The following is an 18,338-nucleotide window of genomic DNA, read 5'->3' as shown; positions in this document are numbered from 1 at the left end:
CGTCCGCGGGCGGACACGCGTCGTGAGAGGAAACTTGAGCCTAACATAGGGAGAGCGCCCCCCCTTGCCAAGCAGAACAGCACGTCTGGGTTAAGCTTTCGCCCATGGCCGACCGGCGCTATGGCCGGTTGAAAGGCGGGGCGGGAAGCAACGGCGCGCCGATCAATTCGGCGACGGCCCGCGCCGGCGCCAGGTCGAAGGACGGCAGGAAGCGGGCAAAGGGCGCAACGACGGCCTGTGCCGTGAACCCCGGCGACGCCTGCCCACCCCGAGGCAGGCCAGGGTTTTCAACAGCTTGCCGCGATGCCGGCTCGCAGGCCAGCGCGGCGCGCACGAGGCTGCACGGCGTCTCGCCTTCCGCGATCGCCAGACGCTTCGCCGCCGCTGCCCCGAACGGCGCGATCAACAATGCACTGCCGCCGTCAACCAACGTGATGTGCCGGCGGCCGTCCCAGAGCAGTCCACCGGTGGCCGCGACCGCGGGCGGCAAGCCTCGCGCCTCGCGGCGCAGAAAGATGCCGGCGCGCCTGGAATCGACCACCGTCCGCGACAATGTGGCGCAAAGAAATCCAGCCTTCAGCCTACCGAACAGCGCCTCGCATCGCGCCTGGTCCGGCAGAAACTCGACGCCCCCGCTTGTGGCAAGGAGGATGCGCAGCGCATAGACGGCCGCCGGATCGTCGCCGGCCGAAAGCAGGGTCGGATCGAGGCGGACAAGACCCGGCGCCGGCCGACTGGCGAGGCGCGCGATCAAATCCGCGGCGCGGACGCCAAGCCGGCTGCGCGCCTCGCTCTCGCGCGCCGCCAGCGTCAATGCGTCATCGATGCGCTGCGCGCCGTCCGCGCCGGCCAGTGCCGCGCGCATGCGCGGTCGCTCGAAGGCCGCGTCGGCATTGGTCGGGTCCTCGGCCCAGCCGACATGCTCGCGCCGCAGGAAGTCGCGCAGGGCCGCGCGCCGAATGCCAAGGAGCGGCCGCACGATCCATTCGTGCCAGTCGTGCAAGGTGGCCGGTGCCATGCCGGCAAGGCCGCGCCCTTCCTCGCTGGCGCCCTTGCCTCGGACTTGCCGCATCAGCACCGTCTCGGCCTGGTCGTCCGCTGTATGACCGGTCACGATCAGGCCGAGGCCCTCCGCCCGCGCCGCCTCGGCCAGCAGCCGGTAGCGCGCCTCCCGCGCGGCGGCCGGCAGCCCGGTCGAGGGCTTGCGTCCGGACCAGGCGACGATGCGGTGCGCGATGGCGTGCGCGGCGCACAGCCTGGCCACCGCTTCCGCTTCGGCCGCCGCGCCCTGCCGCAAGCCGTGGTCGATCGTCACCGCCAGCAGCTTCGCGGACGGCGCGGTTCGGTCGAGATGTCGTTTGAGAAGGAGAAGCAAGGCGGTCGAGTCGCTGCCGCCTGATACGGCCGCAACGGCGCCGCTGGTAAAGTCGATGTGCGAAAAAAGGTCTTTCGAAAGATCAGGCTCGGTGTCGAGCATCAATGCATGTCACCCGAACACGGCTCCGGGGGCAGGGCAACGGCAGGCAGGAGAAGGGCTAGCACGCCGCCAGGGCCTTTTCCTGCTTCACGCGTTCCTTGAGCGTGTTGGAAATGTCGGGGTAGCGCTTGCCGACCTCGCTGAAGGTGGCGCAGGCCACGTCGTGCTGCTTGAGGCCGACCAGCGACACGCCGAGCTTCAGCAGCATGTCGGGGGCCTTCTTGGCCTTGGGATAGTCCTTGCTGGCGGCGAGGAAGACCTCCGCGGCATCGCGGTATTTCTGCTGGCCAAGCAGCGATTCGCCCAGCCAGTAGTGCGCATCCGCCGTTTTGGCGTCACGGGGAAAACGCGCGATGTGGTCGCGAAAACCCTGTTCGGCGGTGCCGTAATCGCCCGACAGGATGAATTGGTAGGAGTTGCGGTAGAGCTCCTCGGGATCGTTCGTGGAAGGCAGCGCCGCAACCACCGTGCCGTCGGACCTGCCGCTCTTGGCCGGAGCGCCGGTGGCTGGAGCGACATTCTGCGCCGGGGCTGTCGCCTGCGTGCTGCCGCCGGCATCGACCACATTGCCGTTCTTGTCGACGGTGATGCTGCCGAAGGTCTTTTCGGGCGCTCCCGTTCCGGGGATCACCTTGCCCGGTCCGCCGTCGGAGGATTCGACGATGACGTCCTCGACGCTCTGGCCGCCGCCAGCCGACTGGCTGGCCGCTGCCCGATTGCCGGCCCCGGCAGGCGGTTGCGTCGCCGGCGCCTCGGCCACGCTGCCGTCGCTGTCGGGCGCGGCCTGCGACTTCTTCTGTCCGGCCGGCTGCTGTACGCCTTGCGTGCCGCCCTCGAGCTGCTGGAAGCGAAATTCGTTGTCTTCCTGCTGTTTGCGGATCTGCTCCTGCATCTGCAGTATCTGGAAGTTGAGCTCCTCGATCTTGCCGTTCATCTGGCGCAGCTGGTCCTCGAGCCCGGTGGCGCCTGTGCCGGTCGACTGCTGCGCGAACTGAACCTGGTCCGGCTTCTTCTTCTCGCCGAAGATGCCAGGCAGCTCGATGCTGGGCAGATGGAACGAAAAGCCGCTGTCGGCTGGCCGTCCCGTGCCATCACTCCCTAAGCCACCCGCCATCGCGGTGACGCCTGAAAGGAGCAGCAGCGCAAGCGTGCCGCTCAGAACCGATCTCAAATGCATATGCCTCTCGCCGTATGTTAGCTTGTTCGCGCCTTCCAATCGGTATGGGACCAGCCAAGCGCCCTCGGCTCATAGCAGGACGCGAGACTTCGGCCAAATTTTGTTTGAAGGGACCAAACATGAAAAAGGCGGCCTTTCAGCCGCCTTTCGCAAACCTGTGTTGCATTTTTGCCGGTCGTGTTTTTCGCGCGTCCCTTGAGGCGCGAAAATGTCAGGAACCGGCGCCGCTGAGCGTGGTGACCGCCCGGCGGTTCTGCGACCAGCAGGAGATGTCGTCGCACACCGCGACCGGCCGTTCCTTGCCGTAGGAAATGGTCTTCAGGCGGTTGGCTGAGACGCCCTTGGAGACCAGGAAGTCGCGCGTGGCGGCGGCGCGGCGGGCACCGAGCGCCAGATTGTATTCGCGTGTGCCGCGCTCATCGGCATGACCTTCTATGACGATCGCATACTGCTTGTACTGGTTAAGCCACTGCGCCTGGCGCGACAGCGTCGTCTGGGCGTCGGCGCGGATCGAGGAGGAGTCCGTGTCGAAGAAGATGCGGTCGCCGATATTGACGGTGAAGTCCTGCGCCGATCCGGGCGTTGCGGCACCGGCGCCGCTGAGGCCGAGATCCGCGGCGCTGTTGGGGGTCTTCTTCGAAGCGCAACCGGCGATGGCGAGCATCGCCACCAGCGCGATCATGACGGGGTTTCTGGTAAGTGCTGCGATACGGCTCATGCCGCCTCTCCTTCGCATTCGAGTGATTTCGTTGATCACCCAGTAACCACGTTTGGGTTAACCGGCTTTCAAGAAACACGGTTAAAATTTGGTTAGGCTGCCGTCCGCAGCCATTGCGCCCAACGCTTGACCAGGGGCGACATTGAGCGCGGACCGTAGGCGGAAATGCGGCTAAAACGCGACAAAGGGTGGAAATAGGAATTGAAGAACTGAAGAATTGAAGAAACGGGTCATTTCAACTTCTCCCTCAGATTCACCAGCATTCCGTAGATATGGACATAGGATTGCAGCCATTCATCGCGTTGTGCTTGCGTGATGTAGCCAAGGTCGGACGCGTACGAAATCCATGTCTCTACTTCACTGCATGATCCCATGGCCATAGAAATGAACCGTGCAAACTCGGGCCTGGAATGGGTCTGTTTTGGCAAATCCCTCGGCCAGATTGGCACAAATCGCCTTGCTGGATCGCCGCATTTGGTCAGCCAACGCGTATTGTTCCATTTTCGGAAAAACAAGCGTGGCTTTGTGGACGTCGAGGGAAACCGCATAAGCGCGCCTATAAACGTCCAAATCCCTCGCCCGCTTGATGTAGCCCGCTTCTCTCCCCATTCTTCAATTCTTCAATTCTTCAATTCTCTCTCACTCCAGCAGCGGTGACCAAGCCGGGTCGGAGGCAAAGTTCGCGGTCGGGATCGACTGCTCGTTGCGGCCGGTGAGATCGACGGAAACCAGTTTCGGGCCGCCGGCGGAATCGCGGAAGAACATCAGCACGCGCCCGTTCGGCGCCCAGGTCGGCCCTTCCTGCTGGAAGCCGGAAGACAGGATGCGCTCGCCCGAACCGTCGGTCTTCATGACGCCGATCTGGAATTCGCCGCCGGTCTGCTTGGTGAAGGCGATGAGGTCGCCGCGCGGCGACCACACCGGCGTCGAATAGACGCCGTCGCCGAAGGAGATGCGGGTCTGGCCGGAACCGTCGGCGCCCATCACGTAGATCTGCGCGCGGCCGCCGCGGTCGGAGGTGAACACCACCTTGCTGCCGTCGGGCGAATAAGATGGCGAGGTGTCGATGGCGGTCGAGTTGGTGAGCCGGGTCGTCGAGCGGCTCCTGAGGTCCATCGCGAAGATGTTGGAATTGCCGTCGTCGCGCAGCAGGCTCATGATCACCTTCTGGCCATCGGGCGAAAAGCGCGGCGCAAACGTCATGCCCGGAAAATTGCCGACGAGTTCGCGCTGGCCGGTCTCGATCTGCAGGAGATACACCCGCGGCTGGCCGCTCTCATAGGACATGTAGGTGATCTCCTGCCGGTTCGGCGAGAAGCGCGGCGTCAAGACGATCGCCCGGCCGTCCGAGAGATAGCGCACATTGGCGCCGTCCTGGTCCATGATGGCAAGGCGCTTCTTGCGCGCGTTCTTGGCGCCGGACTCGTCGATGAACACGACGCGCGTGTCGAAATAGCCCTTCTCGCCGGTCAGCCGCTCGTAGATGGCATCGGCGATGATGTGAGCGACACGTCGCTGATTGGCGTCGTTGGCGAAGAATTGTTCGCCCGACATCTGCTGGCCCGCGAACGTGTCCCACAGCCGATACTGCGCGCGGATGCGCCCGTCGGCCTCCTTGCTGACGCTGCCGGTGACCAGCGCCTGGGCATTGATCACCTTCCAGTCGTCGAAGCGAGGCGCTGCGTCAGGATTGGCGATCTTCTCGATGAAGGCGCTTTTGTCGATCGGTGCGAACAGGCCCGAGCGCTTCAGGTCGGCGGTGACGATGCCGGAAATCTGCGCGCCAAGCCCGTCGCCCGACTGGAAATCGGTGATGGCGATCGGCAGCGGCTCGACATTGCCCTTGTTGACGTTGATCTCGACGAGCGCCCATGCAGGCATAACGGCGCCAGCCATCGAGCCCAGCGCTATTGTCGCGACCATCAGGAGCGGCTTGAGGATGAATTTCATGTCTTCTCGCTTCTCTTCGCTGATTCTGCGGAGGGCAGGCCTCAAAGGCCAAGCATTTCCCTCGGATCGAAAGTGACACGGACCTGGGCCCAGATGTCCTGTTTGCCCGCCGGAACTTGAAGGCCGGCCATGTTGCATTTCTGAACCGCACGCACGGCGCTTTCATCGAACTGCCGGTTTCCGCTCGATTTCTCGACGGTGGGCCGGCCATCCAGCTTGCCCGAGGGGTCGAGATTGAACATGACCACGGCGACGAAATTCTCCGAGCCCTCCAGCCCCGCCGGCAACGTCCAGCAACCGCCAAGCTGATCCGACAAGGCGCCCAGTTCTGATCTCGACAGCTTCTGGCCCTGGTCCTTCTCGCCGCCGAGCGAAGCCTGCTGTGTCGAACGCTTGGCGCCGCCGCCGGACGGCTTCTGCTTGTCCAGCAGGGCCGAGATCTCGTCGGAATTGAACTGCTTGTCATCCGACTTCGGCTTGGACGAAGCCTCCTTGACCGGCTTGTCGGCGTCCTTGCGCTCCGGCGCCTTGGCGCTTTCGGCCTGTGCCGGCTGCGGCTTCGGCCGCGCCTGCGGCGCGGGCGCGGAGTCCGGCAGCTGGGCATCGTCAGGCTGGTCCTTGGCGATCGCCTGGGCGACCGCGTCCGGCTTCACCTCGGGCGTCGGCTCGATGGCCGCGGTCTTGTCCTGTGGCGGCGCCGGTGTCGGCTCCTTGGCCGGCGTCGGCTTGGGCTCGGTCTGCTTGACCGGCTCGGGCTTGACCTCTTCCTTGGGCTGCGGCGCGGGAGCCACTTCCGTGGCCGGCGTCGGCTTCGGCTTTTCCTGCGGCTTCGGCACGTCCTCGGTCTTCGGCTTTTCGATCGGCGTTGGCGCCGGCGGCGGGGCCGACGTCATGTCGACCGGCTTCGGCTTGGCCTCGGGCGTTATGGGCTTGTCGGTATCGACGCTGTTCTCGCCGACTTTCTGCGCATCCGGCACCACATCGGGACGCTGCGTGGGCAAGGGCGCCGGCTTTTCATGCACCACCGATTTCTTGTCGCCCTGCAGCACCTGGGCAGTGGCTTCGATGGGAACGATGTCGACAGCGACCGATTCGACATCGGCCGACGGAAGCGCGGCCGGTGCCGACAGCGTGAACAGGCCGAAGCCAATCAGCGCCGCATGCATGATCACCGATGTGGTGAGGCCGGTCCTCATGGTGGCTCTATTGATCCTGTTCCTGCAGTGAAACCAGGCCGATATTCTTGTAGCCGGCGGCCGAAATGCGGGCCATCACCTTCATCGCCGTGCCGTAGTCGGTGGACTTGTCGCCGCGAATGAAAATGCGCTCGTCATAGCCGGTCTTCGAGATCGCCTGCAGCTTCGCCACCAATTCCTCGATCGGGATTTCGGTTTCCTGGAGATAGATCTGGCCGGCGGCATTGATCGAGACGGTGATCGGCTGCGTGTCGGCATTCATCGCCTTGGCCTGCGTGTCCGGCAGATCGATCGGCACGCCGACCGTCAAAAGCGGGGCGGCGACCATGAAGATGATCAACAGGACCAGCATCACGTCGACCATCGGCGTGACGTTGATTTCGGCGATAAGGCCATGATGGCGGCCGCGCCGCCTGTGGCCGCGCCCGCCGCGTCCAGCCATGCCTACGGACATTCCCATCGGCTTACTCCTCAGGCCTTCGGCGCTACTTTTTCATCGATTTGGCGCGAGAGTATGGCGGAGAACTCGTCGGAGAACCCTTCCATGCGCACCGCGATCTTGCTCGCGTCCGATGACAGCTTGTTGTAGGCGATGACCGCCGGAATGGCGGCGAGCAGGCCGATAGCGGTGGCCAGCAGCGCCTCGGCGATGCCGGGCGCGACCACCGACAGGCTGGTGTTCTTGGAGCCGGCGATCGCCTGGAACGACGTCATGATGCCGATGACGGTGCCGAACAGGCCGATGAACGGGGCCGCCGAGCCCGTCGTGGCGAGGAAGCCGAGGCGTCCTTCGAGCTTCTCCATCTCGCGGGTCAGCGCCAGGTCCATCGCCTTGTCGATGCGGGTTTGCAAGCCGAGCGGCGACTTGGCGCCTTTCTCGAAACTCTTCTTCCACTCGCGCATGGCGGCGACGAAGATGGCGCCCATGCCCGATGTCTTGCGGTCGGCAAGCGTGCGGTAAAGCTCCTCCAGCGACTGCCCCGACCAGAACACCTGCTCGAACCGGTTAAGCGCCAACCGCATGCGGGCATAGGATACGAGCTTGTCGACGATGATCGCCCAGGTCCAGACCGAGGCGCAGAGCAGCCCGATCATGACCAGCTTGACCACCCAGCTGGCCTGCATGAACAGCGCCCAAATCGACAATTGCGCGCCCGGTTCGGCGAGTGCGATATTTTCCATCGTAACGTCCTTAAGATTTTCCGGGCGAAGCTGGCGGCTGGCCCCTGGCATCCCTTGTGGTCGGTTCGCACGAAGCTACCGGAACAACCCCAACCATGCCTTTCGCGGCCTTTTCGGGGCAAATATTGGTAAAAGGAAGGCGCTGGATAGCGCCAATCTTCACCAATCTCTTCATGAACCGTTATGGTTAAGGATGGGTTAGTCCATCAGGCGCGGCGCATTGCCGCGCTTCAAGGCCGGCGCTGGCGATACCAAGGGAGCCGACCCTTTAATCCGCCTTGGGCATGAACGCTGCGATCCATTCCCTGGGGAAGCGGCGTGGCCGGCCATTCTCGCCGATGATCGCCGCCTCGACCCTGGCCTCGACCAGCACCTCGTCGCCGCGCTTGAGCTGCTGCGCCATGAAGATGCGCGCGCCGGAGATTTCCTCGGTCCGGGTGTCGATCGTCAGGATGTCGTCCATGCGGGCCGGGACGCGAAAGTCGATCTCCATGCGGCGCACCACCCAGACTATTCTTTCGCCATGCTTGCCATCGGCAAGTTCGGTGTGGTGCACGCCGCTCAGCCTCAGATAGTCGGAGCGGCCGCGCTCAAGGAATTCGAGATAGCGGGCGTGGTAGACGACGCCGGAGAAGTCGGTGTCGGCATAGTAGACCCGTGCCATCAGCCGGTGGCCGAACGCCGTCAGCGCACCGGAAATCCCCGCCAGCAAGGTCGCGGATTCACCATGATCGTCCATTGCGCTTCCTTTTTCAGTCGCGGCAAGGCACCTGTGCCGCGCGTGACATGGCATCGGATGGCACTGTTGACGACGATGATCAAGACCTTGGTGACGGCGCTGTTCGTGCTAATGGCTCTGGTCGGGCTTGGCCAGGCCGCGACCTTCTCCATGAAGCGCGGGCTCAATCTCGACCAGTGGGTGACCTGGCCGGGCGAAGACCGGTGGGGCGACGCCAAGGCCATCCTGCCCTACCCGGAATGGCGCAAATTTCTCAAGGACGACGATCTGGAGGCCTTGAAGGATGCAGGCTTCGATTTCCTGCGCATGCCGGTCGATCCTTCGCCCTTCCTCTCCGGAAAGACTATGGCGTTGCGCGACGATCTCTATGCCAGCGTGCTGGACTCTGTCCGCATGATCAACCGCGCCGGCTTGAAGGTTGTCGTCGACATGCACCTGATCCCCGCCGGCGGCGGGCGCAAGATCGGTATGGCCGAGGTGATGGACAACCCGGCGACATTCGCTGCCTATGTCGAGGTGGTGCGCAAGATGGCGCGCATGCTCGCCGGGGAAGATCCGGCGCAAGTCGCCTTCGAGCCGATGAACGAACCGATCGTCGACTGCGACGCCGACGGCACCAGCCTGTGGCCGCAACGCCAGCAGAGATTGTTCGCCGCTGCGCGCTCTTCGGCGACGAGATTGACGCTTGTGCTGACCGGGGCCTGCTATTCCGCGGCGTCGTCGCTAGAAAAAATCGATCCGAAGGCGATTCCGGACGACAACGTCATCTGGACCTTCCACTCCTACGACCCGTTCCTGCTTACCCATCAGGGCGCGACCTGGGCCGGCGATTTCATTCCCTATGTGACCGGCCTGCCCTACCCGCTGACCGCGGTGCCGCGGGCTGAGCTCGACGTCACGCTCGACACCATCCGCGCCAGGATCAAGGCCGAGGCGCCATGGGCACGGCAGGGCGGCCTGCTTGCCTATCTCGACGAGCAGGTCGCCAGCATGGACACCGACGCCAAGCTGCTTGGCCTCATGGATACGCCATTCAAGGCCGTCGATGCCTGGGCGAAGGCCAACGGCATCAAGCCGGAAAACGTCACGTTGGGCGAGTTCGGCATGATCCGCCAGGAATACGGCAATCCCCATGTGATGCCGGCCGGGTACCGCGCCGCCTATGTCCGGGACATGATCGCACGCGCCGAGGCGCACGGCTTCTCCTGGTCGGCGTGGAGTTACGGCGGCGCCTTCGGCATCGTCGACGCCTTCAATAGCGACAAGGCCGAGCCCGACGTGATGAACGTGATCCGGTCGCTTCACTGAGCGCCGTTGCTCCGCGCCGCCCGAACCGATCAGCAAGATCTCCGGTCGCACGCCGCAAAGCTGTCGCGGACGCTCGATGGCCGGTCCGAACGCCGCCGCGGGGGCCGCTATTCTTCCTGAAACAAGTTGATCTGCTGTTGCGCCAGGTCCTTCGGCGCGTCGAGGCCAAGATGGCGCCAGGCATTGGCCGTCAGCACCCGGCCGCGCGGCGTGCGCTGGATGAAACCCTGCTGGATGAGATAAGGCTCGATGATGTCCTCGATGGCGTCGCGCGGCTCGGACAGGCCGGCGGCGATCGTCTCGATGCCGACCGGCCCGCCGCCGAAATTGCGCGCGATCATCGAAAGATAGCGGCGGTCGAGCGCATCGAGGCCGAGCGCGTCGACCTCCAGCCGGGTCAAGGCTTCGTCAGCGATCAAGCGGTTCACATGACCATCGCCGGCAACCGAAGCGAAATCGCGCACGCGGCGCAACAGCCGGCCGGCGATGCGCGGCGTGCCACGCGCGCGCCGCGCGATCTCCAGCGCGCCGTCATCGCCGAGCGGCATTTGCAGGATGCGTGCGCCGCGCCGCACGATCTGCTCCAGTTCCTCGACCGTGTAGAAGTTGAGCCGCACCGGGATGCCGAAGCGGTCGCGCAGCGGATTGGTGAGCAGGCCGAGCCGCGTGGTGGCGGCCACCAGCGTGAAACGGGCAAGGTCGATCTTGACCGAGCGCGCCGCCGGGCCCTCGCCGATGATCAGGTCGAGCTGGAAATCCTCCATCGCCGGATAGAGGATCTCTTCCACCGCCGGGTTCAGCCTGTGGATCTCATCGATGAACAGGACGTCGCCTTCCTCGAGATTGGTCAAGAGTGCGGCGAGATCGCCGGCCTTGGCGATGACCGGTCCGGAGGTCGAGCGGAAGTTGACGCCGAGCTCGCGCGCCATGATCTGCGCCAGCGTCGTCTTGCCGAGCCCGGGAGGACCGACGAACAGCACATGGTCGAGCGCTTCCTTGCGGCCCTTGGCGGCCTCGATGAACACTTTGAGGTTGGCCCGCACCGCCGCCTGGCCGACGAAATCGTCAAGCGTCTGCGGCCGCAAACTCTGATCGGCATCCTCGCCGCGTTTTTCCGGAGCGATGAGACGGGGGGAAAGGCTCATGCCGCCTTCCTTGCATATGGCCGGGAACCGGACAAGCGTGCGCTCACCGCGCCAGTTCCTTGAGCCCGAAGCGAATCAGCTTCGACGCGTCCGCCTCCTCGCCCGCCGTCTTCAGTGCCGCCGCCACCGCATTGGCGGCGGTGTCGCGGGAATAACCGAGATTGACCAGGGCCGAGACCGCGTCTGTGATCGGCGCGGCTGCCGCGCCTTCGCCGAGCTCCTGCTTCAAGCCGATCGTGCCCGAGGCGGCACCGGCATAGGCCGGCGCCTTGTTCTTCAATTCGGTAACGATGCGCTCGGCCACTTTCTTGCCGACGCCGGGCGCGCGGGACACCATGGCGATGTCGCGCAGCGCGATCGCGTTGGCAAGGTCGGCCGGCGCCAGCGTCGACAGGATGGCCAGCGCCACCTTGGCGCCGACGCCCTGCACATTGCTCATCAACAGCCGGAACCATTCACGCTCCAGAACCGACTGGAAGCCGTAGAGCCGGATCATGTCCTCGCGCACATAGGTTTCGACGAACAGCACCACCGCTTCGCCGGGCGAAGGCAGCGCGGCAAGCGTGCGCGCCGAGCAGTAGGCGACGTAGCCGACGCCATGCACGTCGACGAGGCAGTGGTCCTCCTCGATCTCGTCGAGCGTACCCTTGAGCTTGCCGATCATGCCAGATCTTTCATGGAAGATAGGCCCTCATGGGTGCGTTTCAGGAGATAGGCGACGCTTTGCCGGTGATGCGCGTGGCAAATGGCTATGGCGAGCGCGTCGGCGGCATGTTCGGTGTCGAAGGTCGCTTTCGGCAGCAGCACCTTCACCATCATGTGGATCTGCTTCTTGTCGCCATGGCCGACGCCGATCACCGCCTTCTTGACGGCATTGGGTGCATATTCGGCAACGACCAAGCCGGCGCGCGCCGGCACCAGCATGGCGATGCCGCGCGCCTGGCCAAGCTTCAGCGTCGCGACCGCATCCTTGTTGACGAAGGTCTGTTCGACGGCCGCCTCATGCGGCATGGCCGCATGCAGGATTCCAGCCAACCCGTCATGCAGCTGGCACAGCCGCGTTGCCAGCGCCGCCTTGTCTTCGGAACGCACGGTGCCGGACGCGACGAAGCGCAGCGAATTGCCGAGGCTTTCGACAATGCCCCAGCCGGTGCGCCTGAGCCCCGGATCGATACCGATGATGCGAATCGCGTCCCCCATCCGGTTACTCTACCTCCCGGAGACAGCGATGCCAGCGAAATGTGAACAAACCGGAAACAGCAGCCCGCTGGGCCAGAAATGCTCCGACACCCTTAGTTGCGGGCGAAAGCCGTATTGAGCAGGCTGATCTGGTCCGAGACCGGATTGGGCCGGCGGCTCATGGGCTGCATATCGACCACCGCGCCGGCGCCGTAGATCTCCTCGTCCATGCGGCGCACCAGTGCCTGCAGGCGCAGCGACCGGTTGACGAGATCGAGGAAATCCTTGGGCAGTTCGGCCCAGCCAGCCGCCTCGTCATGGGCGGAGGCGGTGTCGAGGCGCACCTTGGACTTTTCCGACGCGACCTGGTCACGGGTCATCTCGCCGGAATTCGCGGCGCGCTGCAGAAGCAGCCACGAGGCGACCTGCATCAGCCTCGTGGTTAGCCGCATCGATTCAGCCGCATAAAGCGTAGCCGCCAGCCGCGACAGCTTCTTGGCTTCGGCCCGGCCCTTGCCGTCGAGATACTCCGCCGCCTGTTCGACCAGCCCCATGCCTTCCTGGTAGAGCGGTTTGAAGGAGTGCGAAAAGACCCGACGTTCCGCCAGCTTGACGGTTTTCGCGCTGCCCTTCGAAGGCTCGTTCATTGATACGCCCCTGCACTTGCAACCGGCCGATTCGACTTACTGCCGATACACCCGGAACCCTACATAACTGAAGCTTGAAAATGCGCTTCGTCCGGGGTGAAGGCAAGCACATGTTTAACAGAAGGTTAACGCGATCCGGTGCGGACCGTATCGCTGGAAAGCGGACAAAAAAAGAGCCGCGGATAAGGCGGCTCTCAGGAGTTTAACAGGGAGGCGTCAAACAAAGTGGCTCCAACCACTCGGTAAGAATCCAGATCACTGGATGCGCATAGTAAACGCCTGTAAAGCTTAATGAACTCTTAACGGCGCCGATGTTTTTTGAGCGAACCCCGTGCCACTGTGCCGTAACAGCACAGTTCCTGAAGGATGTGCCGAGCCTCGACTCAGGCCGTTTTCCAGACCGCCGGCAAGGCAATGAAGGCAAACAGCAGCAAGGCCGCGTAGAAACCCATCGAAGACGCCGCCACCAGCGGTTCGATCGCGGCATTGCCGCCAAGCAGGAAGTAGAGCCCGATCAAAAGGCCCATGCCGCTGATTGCGGTCAGCCAGAAGTGAACGACGGCAACCGTCTTCTGTCCGACCGCCGGAAACAGATGATAGAAGAAGGCGAAGACCGCCGACATCAGCCATCCAGCGACCATCGTATGGGCGTGGGTCGGCATCTGGCCATGGTCCTGGCTGATCGCCATGTACAGGCCGAGCGCCATGCCGCACAGCGCATAGATAACGGCCAGCGTGAAGAAATTCCGTGCTACCCCTTGCATATCTTTCCCCCGAGTTGCCTTTCCCGTGTTCGGGAAAGGGTTGATCGTCAGGCGATTGCTCTCGCCACCGGGCTCCCGGCGCGGGCGCACTAGCATCGGCACTGTTTCTGGACGATGTCGCGCCCCCGGACGCCACTCACAATAGCAGAAAACCGGAAGGCGCGCTCGCAATATCAGCGGCTCCTTACGTTAGCCGGCATTTGAAACAGAACTGGTTTTTTCACGACATCGTTCCGAAACAGGCGCGGCGATAAACGCTTGGCCATCGAAGCGGTGGGCGGGCGACGGCTCGCTTCCTTCGCTACATCGGGCACCGGGGAGACAGCCATGGATTGGTATTCGATCGTCAAATTGCTGCACATACTTTCGGCGACCCTGTGGGTCGGCGGCGGCTTCGCGCTGATGGTGCTGGCGACGCTTGCCGACCGCTCGGGAAACATCCAGGGAACGCTGCAGGCAATGCGGGCCACGGGCGAATTGGGAAACCGCTTCTTCGCGCCGATGTCGATGCTGACGCTGGCCTTCGGGCTGATCATGTGCTGGTTCTGGGTCGGCTTCTCGCAATTGTGGATCCTGATCGGTCTTGCCGGCTACGCCACCACCTTCTCGATCGGCATGTTTGTCTTCAAGCCGAGCGCCGACCGTATGGGCGCGATGATCGCCAGGGATGGCGTGACGCCGGCCGCCCTAGCCTATGGCCAGCGCACCCTTTGGGCGGCGCGCTTCGACTATTCGGTGATGCTGGTCATCATCGCCGACATGGTGCTGAAGCCGACCATCGACGACTTCACGGTCCTTGCCGCCATGGTGCTTGTGTTGGCGGCTGGCGCCACCCTGGCGCTCGGCCGGCCAAGACGCATGGTGCCGGGCGTCGCCTGAGGCAGGCGAAAAAGGTCCCGGCTACATCAGGCCGGCGATCCCGTCCCACAGAAGCTTCACCGCGACGACGGCCACCGTCGCATAGGTGAAGGGATAGAATATCTCCGGACGCATGCGGCGCACCAGCCAGGCGCCGGCGATGGTGGATAGCGGCGCCAGCGGCATCAGCACCGCCGACGCGGTCAGATTGGTGCTGTCGAACTGGCCGAGCGCGAAATAGGGAACGAGCTTCAGCGCGTTGGTGGCGGCAAAGAAGATCGTCGCCGTGCCGGACAACACCTTCGGGTCGAGCCGGATCGGCAGTGCGTAGACCTGAAAGGGCGGGCCGCCGACATGGGCGACGAAGCTGGTGAAGCCGGCGACCGTGCCCCAGAGGGCCGCGGCGACGCGGTTGGGCTGCGCCGCATGGTCGGCGCCGTGGCGGTACTTCAGATAGAGCCAGCGCAGCACGAAAATGATGGCGACGGCGCCGACGATCAACCGCACCGCCTCCTCGGTGACCAGTGCGGCCGTCAGCCAACCGAGACCGATGCCGATCACCGCGCCGGGCATCATGTCGACCAGCATCTTTCTGTTATAGACGCCCCACCACGTCCATACCGAAACGATGTCCATCAGGCACAGGATGGGCAGCAGGATGGCCGCCGCTTGCACCGGCGGCATGGTCAGCGCCATCAGCGGCACGCCGACGAAACCGACCGCGCCGCCAAATCCGCCCTTGGACAGGCCTACCAGAATGACCGCCGGGACGGCGGCCGCATAGAACCACGGATCGGAAAGCAGGCCTGACATGAAGGAGGGACTGGTCTGGAGGGAAAGCGCGTCAACGCCTGAATAGCCCAGATTCCCGAGCGGAGCGACAGCAAATGTGGGCCTCGCCACGGCAAGGCCGGCCCATTCTGCTCTGATCTATCGCCGGGCCGAGACCAGCAGGAACATCGGCCGCTCGAGCTCTTCCGCCAGTTCGGGCTTGGCCGCGATCTGCGCGTCCGTCGGACGGAATTCCTCGACATGCTCGATGGTGAAGCCGCACCGGATCAGCGTGTTGAGCGTGGTGCCGATCGTGCGGTGATGTTTCACAACTCCCTTGGCCAGCCAGTCCGTCTTGCGCGGTCCCTCCACCAAATACCGGTCGACAGGCCATGTCTTGCGGCCTTCGGCATCGACAGACCAGCCGGGATGGGTCGGCGCCATATAGATCGGATGCTCCGTCGAGAATACGAAATGCCCGCCGGGGACCAGGGACTGGTGCACGGTCTGGAACAGCCGCGCGGCATCGCTGATATAGTGCAGGGCAAGCGAGCTGTAGGCGAGATCGAAAGCCGTCCGCGGCAGGCTGAGTTCATCTAGATCGGCGCGCTCGTAGACGATGCCTGCGTCCGGGCCGGCGGCACGCGCCCGGGCGAGCATCTTTTCCGACAGGTCGAGACCCAGAACCTCCTTGGCCCCGTGTTCAAGAGCCCAGCGGCAGAACCAGCCGAAACCACAACCAAGATCGACGATTCGCAAGCCGCCGACGTCAGGAAGCATCGCGCGCAGCGCCGGCCACTCGGCGGCGCCCTCCAGCCCTTCGACGGACCGGCCGAGCTGGCTGTAGCCTGCGAAGAAATCCGGCTGATCATAGACATTCTGCGCCATGTTCTTCCTCGTTGTTCATATGCCTGACTGGCGGAGCCGCCACGCATTTCCACCACCGCCAGGCAGAGTCAAGAAACGCGGACCGGTCATGCGCCGAGCGGTGGCGGCCGCCGCCGGATCGGCTGCGCCTTGATGATGGCGGTGCTGGTCTCGGCCTTGTCGGCGATGCGATCGAGGATACCGTCAAGGTCGCCGATCGAACGCACGAACAGCCTGGCGACGAAGCAGTCGTCCCCCGTCACCTTGTCGCATTCGCCGAATTCGGCGATCTCCTCGATCAGCTTCTGGACGATGTGCAGCTTGCCCGGCAGCGGCTTGATGCGCACGATCGCCTGCAATGTATAGCCGAGCGCCAGCGGGTCGATCTCGACGGTGAAAGCCCTGATCACGCCGCGCTCCTCGAGCCGCCTCAGCCGCTCCGAAACGCTCGGCGACGACAGCCCGACCTGGCCGGCCAGCTCCTTCAGCGAAGTCCGCGCATCCCTCACCAGGATTTCGAGGAGGCGTCGGTCGAGCTCGTCAAGCATTTTACATTCTCAGGATTTCTACAACGACGCCTATTTAAATTAGGAGAAAACAGCTTATCGCCTTTCTAGTTTCATGGAAACCCCTTGAGCCGCATGAGATTATGCCCGCAACGCTTCGGAGGTTTGCCGTGAACGATACAGTCCGTGGGACGATCGAAATGTCCGCCGCAATGGCGATCCTAGGAACGATCGGATGGTTCGTCGTCCTGTCCGGCCAGCCTATCATGGATGTGGTGTTCTGGCGCTGCGCTTTCGGCGCGGTGACGCTGCTCTTCATCTGCGCCGGCCTCGGCCTTTTGCGCAACAGGCTGTCGCTTCGTGTTTTCGCCATCGCGGCCCTCGGTGGCGCAGCCATCGTCGTCAACTGGCTGCTGCTGTTCAGCGCATTCTCGCGCGCGTCGATCTCGATCGCCACGGCCGTCTACAATACCCAGCCTTTCATGCTGGTCGGCTTCGGCGCGCTCTTCTTCGGCGAGCGGCTGACCCTGACGAAATTGACCTGGCTGGCAATCGCCTTCGCCGGCATGGTGCTGATCGTCGAGGCTGCCCCCGATGCCGGCGATGTCGGCACCAACTATTTCGCCGGCATCGTCATGGCGCTGGCCGCTGCCTTCTTCTGGGCCGTCGCTGCCATCCTCACCAAGAAGCTCAAGGGCACGCCGCCGCATCTCATCGCGTTCGTCCAGGTCTGTGTCGGCGTATTGATGCTGGCGCCCTTCGCCAATCTCTCGCATCTTCCGACCGACGCCTGGAGTTGGGCCATGCTGGCAACGCTCGGCATCGTCCACACCGGCCTGATGTACATCCTGATGTATGGCGCCATCCAGAAGCTGCCGACGCATCTGCAGGGATCGCTGTCCTTCATCTACCCGATCGTTGCGATCCTGGTCGACGTCACGGCATTCGGCCATCGCCTGCATCTCAGCCAGCTCGTCGGCGCCGTCGCCATCCTGATCGCGGCCGCCGGCATGAATCTCGGCTGGACATTGTGGAAGCCGAGGCCTGCCGCGGCAGGTCCGCAACCGATCGAGTAACGCCAATCGCCGGCGCCTCGGCGGTCAAGATAGCGATCCCGCCTGCCCGCCTGTTCAAAGCGGGCACTTTGCTCTATGCCGCAATCCAACCATCTTCGCCCGGCATAGGCGAAACCCGGGATCGAGTACCATGAACGAAGCAACGCCCCCCAATCGCTGCCGCATCGTGCTGATCGCGCCATCCGGCGTGCCGGCCGCCCATATTGTCTCGGCCTTCGACGGTGGCGACGTCGCCTCGCTGATCCTGCCGCAGAACGGCATGGACGAAGCCTCCTTCCAGGCCTTCGCCGCCGAAATCGTGCCGGCGGCACAGGCAGCCGGCATCGCGGTCGTCATTGCCGGCGATACGCGCATCGCCGGGCGTGTCCAGGCCGACGGCATCCACGTCGAGGTCTCCAAGGCCGAGCTTGCCGAGACGGTCGAGCATTTCCAGGCAAAAATGATGGTCGGCGCCGGCGGCGCCAAGACGCGTGATGACGCGCTCGAACTCGGCGAAGTCAGGCCCGACTACATTTTCTTCGGCCGCTTCGGTTACGACAACAAGCCCGATCCGCATCCGCGCAACCTGGCGCTGGGGCGATGGTGGGCGCAGATGATCCAGATCCCCTGCATCGTCATGGCCGGGTCGGAGCTCGCTTCGATCGAAACCGTCGCAGATACAGGCGCCGAGTTCGTCGCCCTGTCGAGCGCGGTGTTCGCCGACGGCGTCGATCCCAAAGCGGCGATCGCACAGGCCAATGCGCTGCTCGACGAAACCGCACCGCGCTTCGAGGACTGA

At 64.0% G+C, this 18,338-nt stretch carries 22 protein-coding genes; 4 read left to right on the top strand and 18 right to left on the bottom strand.

Annotated elements, in window-relative coordinates; translation table 11 throughout:
• Positions 1-118: 118 nt before the first annotated feature.
• The 10 genes from tilS to ybgC all read right to left on the bottom strand — a co-directional run bounded on the left by tilS (position 119) and on the right by ybgC (position 8,439).
• Complete coding sequence (gene tilS / locus LB566_RS17120) at positions 119-1,477, bottom strand: tRNA lysidine(34) synthetase TilS (RefSeq protein ID WP_318012856.1); 1,359 nt, start codon at positions 1,475-1,477, stop codon at positions 119-121.
• 58 nt (positions 1,478-1,535) lie between these two features.
• Complete coding sequence (gene ybgF, locus LB566_RS17115) at positions 1,536-2,654, bottom strand: tol-pal system protein YbgF (protein ID WP_224625235.1); 1,119 nt, start codon at positions 2,652-2,654, stop codon at positions 1,536-1,538.
• 211 nt (positions 2,655-2,865) lie between these two features.
• Positions 2,866-3,372: a peptidoglycan-associated lipoprotein Pal gene (gene pal, locus LB566_RS17110; RefSeq protein ID WP_140550855.1), complete on the bottom strand. Its 507-nt coding sequence runs from the start codon at positions 3,370-3,372 to the stop codon at positions 2,866-2,868.
• 230 nt (positions 3,373-3,602) lie between these two features.
• The gene (locus LB566_RS30370; RefSeq protein ID WP_263493246.1) at positions 3,603-3,746 is read right to left on the bottom strand and encodes a four helix bundle protein; all 144 of its coding nucleotides are present in this window, start codon (positions 3,744-3,746) and stop codon (positions 3,603-3,605) included.
• Complete coding sequence (locus tag LB566_RS17105; protein ID WP_263498206.1) at positions 3,730-3,981, bottom strand: four helix bundle protein; 252 nt, start codon at positions 3,979-3,981, stop codon at positions 3,730-3,732. The genes LB566_RS30370 and LB566_RS17105 overlap by 17 nt, the downstream gene beginning before the upstream one ends.
• Positions 3,982-4,011: 30 nt before the next feature.
• Positions 4,012-5,322: a Tol-Pal system beta propeller repeat protein TolB gene (gene tolB / locus LB566_RS17100; RefSeq protein ID WP_140566857.1), complete on the bottom strand. Its 1,311-nt coding sequence runs from the start codon at positions 5,320-5,322 to the stop codon at positions 4,012-4,014.
• 41 nt (positions 5,323-5,363) lie between these two features.
• The gene (locus LB566_RS17095) at positions 5,364-6,518 is read right to left on the bottom strand and encodes an energy transducer TonB (protein WP_140550853.1); all 1,155 of its coding nucleotides are present in this window, start codon (positions 6,516-6,518) and stop codon (positions 5,364-5,366) included.
• A gap of 7 nt (positions 6,519-6,525) precedes the next feature.
• Positions 6,526-6,978 carry a protein TolR gene (gene tolR, locus LB566_RS17090; protein ID WP_140493239.1) on the bottom strand — a complete coding sequence of 151 codons (453 nt, stop codon included), beginning with the start codon at positions 6,976-6,978 and terminating at the stop codon, positions 6,526-6,528.
• 11 nt (positions 6,979-6,989) lie between these two features.
• Complete coding sequence (gene tolQ, locus LB566_RS17085) at positions 6,990-7,700, bottom strand: protein TolQ (RefSeq protein ID WP_140550852.1); 711 nt, start codon at positions 7,698-7,700, stop codon at positions 6,990-6,992.
• A gap of 268 nt (positions 7,701-7,968) precedes the next feature.
• A complete protein-coding gene (gene ybgC / locus LB566_RS17080) occupies positions 7,969-8,439 on the bottom strand; it encodes a tol-pal system-associated acyl-CoA thioesterase (protein ID WP_140550851.1) in 471 nt (156 codons plus the stop codon).
• 57 nt (positions 8,440-8,496) lie between these two features.
• Here ybgC and LB566_RS17075 point away from each other — a divergent pair, with 57 nt between their 5' ends.
• Positions 8,497-9,747: a glycoside hydrolase family 5 protein gene (locus tag LB566_RS17075; RefSeq protein ID WP_224625234.1), complete on the top strand. Its 1,251-nt coding sequence runs from the start codon at positions 8,497-8,499 to the stop codon at positions 9,745-9,747.
• A 107-nt stretch (positions 9,748-9,854) separates the two neighbouring features.
• On the opposite strand, the gene ruvB is transcribed toward LB566_RS17075, so the two are convergent.
• The 5 genes from ruvB to LB566_RS17050 form a co-directional block, all read right to left on the bottom strand.
• Positions 9,855-10,892: a Holliday junction branch migration DNA helicase RuvB gene (gene ruvB / locus LB566_RS17070; protein WP_140493220.1), complete on the bottom strand. Its 1,038-nt coding sequence runs from the start codon at positions 10,890-10,892 to the stop codon at positions 9,855-9,857.
• A gap of 43 nt (positions 10,893-10,935) precedes the next feature.
• On the bottom strand, positions 10,936-11,556 hold the full coding sequence (ruvA, locus tag LB566_RS17065) for a Holliday junction branch migration protein RuvA (RefSeq protein WP_224625233.1): 621 nt from the start codon (positions 11,554-11,556) through the stop codon (positions 10,936-10,938).
• Positions 11,553-12,092 carry a crossover junction endodeoxyribonuclease RuvC gene (gene ruvC, locus LB566_RS17060; RefSeq protein WP_224625232.1) on the bottom strand — a complete coding sequence of 180 codons (540 nt, stop codon included), beginning with the start codon at positions 12,090-12,092 and terminating at the stop codon, positions 11,553-11,555. The genes ruvA and ruvC overlap by 4 nt, the downstream gene beginning before the upstream one ends.
• A gap of 92 nt (positions 12,093-12,184) precedes the next feature.
• Complete coding sequence (locus LB566_RS17055) at positions 12,185-12,718, bottom strand: DUF1465 family protein (protein ID WP_140493205.1); 534 nt, start codon at positions 12,716-12,718, stop codon at positions 12,185-12,187.
• A gap of 383 nt (positions 12,719-13,101) precedes the next feature.
• Entirely contained in the window at positions 13,102-13,482 is a 381-nt protein-coding gene (locus tag LB566_RS17050) for a hypothetical protein (protein ID WP_224625231.1), read from the bottom strand.
• A gap of 327 nt (positions 13,483-13,809) precedes the next feature.
• Between LB566_RS17050 and LB566_RS17045 the strand changes: the two genes are divergently transcribed.
• A complete protein-coding gene (locus tag LB566_RS17045) occupies positions 13,810-14,361 on the top strand; it encodes a DUF2269 family protein (RefSeq protein WP_224625230.1) in 552 nt (183 codons plus the stop codon).
• A 21-nt stretch (positions 14,362-14,382) separates the two neighbouring features.
• On the opposite strand, the gene LB566_RS17040 is transcribed toward LB566_RS17045, so the two are convergent.
• The 3 genes from LB566_RS17040 to LB566_RS17030 all read right to left on the bottom strand — a co-directional run bounded on the left by LB566_RS17040 (position 14,383) and on the right by LB566_RS17030 (position 16,526).
• Positions 14,383-15,153: a sulfite exporter TauE/SafE family protein gene (locus LB566_RS17040; RefSeq protein ID WP_224625229.1), complete on the bottom strand. Its 771-nt coding sequence runs from the start codon at positions 15,151-15,153 to the stop codon at positions 14,383-14,385.
• 117 nt (positions 15,154-15,270) lie between these two features.
• A complete protein-coding gene (locus LB566_RS17035) occupies positions 15,271-15,999 on the bottom strand; it encodes a class I SAM-dependent methyltransferase (protein ID WP_224625228.1) in 729 nt (242 codons plus the stop codon).
• A gap of 86 nt (positions 16,000-16,085) precedes the next feature.
• Positions 16,086-16,526, bottom strand: coding sequence for an Lrp/AsnC family transcriptional regulator (locus LB566_RS17030; RefSeq protein WP_140550844.1), 441 nt, complete (start codon positions 16,524-16,526; stop codon positions 16,086-16,088).
• 128 nt (positions 16,527-16,654) lie between these two features.
• On the opposite strand from LB566_RS17030, the gene LB566_RS17025 reads away from it, so the two are divergent.
• A complete protein-coding gene (locus LB566_RS17025; RefSeq protein ID WP_224625227.1) occupies positions 16,655-17,560 on the top strand; it encodes a DMT family transporter in 906 nt (301 codons plus the stop codon).
• 130 nt (positions 17,561-17,690) lie between these two features.
• Entirely contained in the window at positions 17,691-18,338 is a 648-nt protein-coding gene (locus LB566_RS17020; RefSeq protein WP_224625226.1) for a thiamine phosphate synthase, read from the top strand.

The sequence above is a fragment of the Mesorhizobium sp. CA13 genome (genome assembly GCF_020165235.1).
Classification (GTDB): Bacteria; Pseudomonadota; Alphaproteobacteria; order Rhizobiales; family Rhizobiaceae; genus Mesorhizobium.
Note: the sequence above shows the minus strand (reverse complement) of the source record. Positions and strands in the feature narration are given on the sequence as shown.